This is a genomic window from Cereibacter ovatus, from assembly GCF_900207575.1.
In the GTDB taxonomy this organism is placed as follows: domain Bacteria; phylum Pseudomonadota; class Alphaproteobacteria; order Rhodobacterales; family Rhodobacteraceae; genus Cereibacter_A; species Cereibacter_A ovatus.
Window position 1 is genome coordinate 1 of sequence record NZ_OAOQ01000058.1, and the last position, 1,384, is coordinate 1,384.

A 1,384-nucleotide genomic window follows, 5' to 3' on the forward strand; every position below is an offset into this window, starting at 1 on the left:
AGTGCCCCGGGTTGTTCTCTAATCGCCTTGGTCAATCGCTGATCTCTCTGCCGTTGATCCTGGGTGCCTGGCTCTGAGGTTCTCTCCGTGGTCACCGCGCGGGAGCCACATGTTGGCGTTCAGGGTCGGGTGGATCGAAGTGGTGTGCGCGGTCGGTACCGCATACCCGGGAGCGATCTCACCCTCGCCGCGCGTCCCGGCTGGACGCATTCCGTTACGCTGGCTGTCAGCGTCGTTCCGTTCGTTTTCCTTATGCCACCGCGGCCTCCCGGAAGGGCGTGTTGGTGCGCCACATGGCGTGCAGCGTCACCGCCAGCTTCCGGGCCAGCGCCACCTTTGCCTTGCGCGGCCCGGTCCTCTCGGCAATCGCCTTGGCCCAATCCCGCAGGCGTGGGCCACCCAGGTTCCGGCAGAAGATTGCGTTCGCGACTTCGAACAGGCACTTCCTCGTGAAGGCATCTCCCCGTTTGGACACCCGCCCGTTCCGGCTGATCTCTCCGGACTCGTAGCGCCTGGGCGTCAGCCCAAGATAAGCGCCCGCGCTGGAGGATCGGCGGAAGCGGGAGGCATCATCGAAGGCCGCGACAACCGCCATTGCCGTGATCGGTCCCACGCCGGGCGCAGTCATCAGCAGGCGGACCGTCGCATGACGCCTGGCAACCGCCCTGATCCGACTATCGAGCGCGGCGATGCGGGCGAGGATGTCCCGCCTGGCCTGCATGAGCGCCTCGAAGATCGGCACGAGGTCCGGGACAACGGTCAGCTCGTCCCGGATGATCTCCTCGGCGCGGCGCTTGAACCCGCCGACCCGCTTGCCGAACATGATGCCGAAGGTCTTCAGCAGCCCCCGGATCTCGTTCTCCAGCCTGACGCGCATGCCAACCAGCGCCTCCCGCGCGGTCAGCATCGCCCGGTTGACATAGGCATCGTGGCTCTTGATCTGCGCGGCCTTGAACCACCCGGTGCGGACGATCTGCGCGAGCCCGCGGGCATCATGCCGGTCGGTCTTGTTCGGCATCATCTTCAGCACGCCATTGGCGTGGCGCGCATCAATGCAGATGATCGGGACCTGCCTTTCCGTCAGGGCGTTCCAGAGCCAGACCGCCAGAGGCCCGGTCTCCATGCCGACCCGCTCGAGACCGCTGGCGCGTTCGGCCAGCCAGCCGGTGATCGCATCCGGGCAGGTCGGAACCTTCGTCTCGGCTACGAGCACCCCGTCCTGCCCCACCACGCAGATCGCTGTCTCTTCCTGGGACACGTCCAACGCCGCAAACACTCCCATCGCATCCTCCTTGCTCAAGCCCCGGCGAAGTGCCAGAGCGACAGACCCATCCTGCAACGGCGACGACCGCGGGTGGGACGTGGCGATTACGCTAAGTGGTGT

Annotated in this window: 1 protein-coding gene; it reads right to left on the reverse strand. The window is 66.2% G+C overall.

Annotated elements, in window-relative coordinates:
* Positions 1-250: 250 nt before the first annotated feature.
* Positions 251-1,282, reverse strand: a complete 1,032-nt coding sequence (locus CRO07_RS18240) for an IS110 family RNA-guided transposase (protein WP_097032023.1) — start codon at positions 1,280-1,282, stop codon at positions 251-253.
* Between the last annotated feature and the right edge of the window lie 102 nt (positions 1,283-1,384).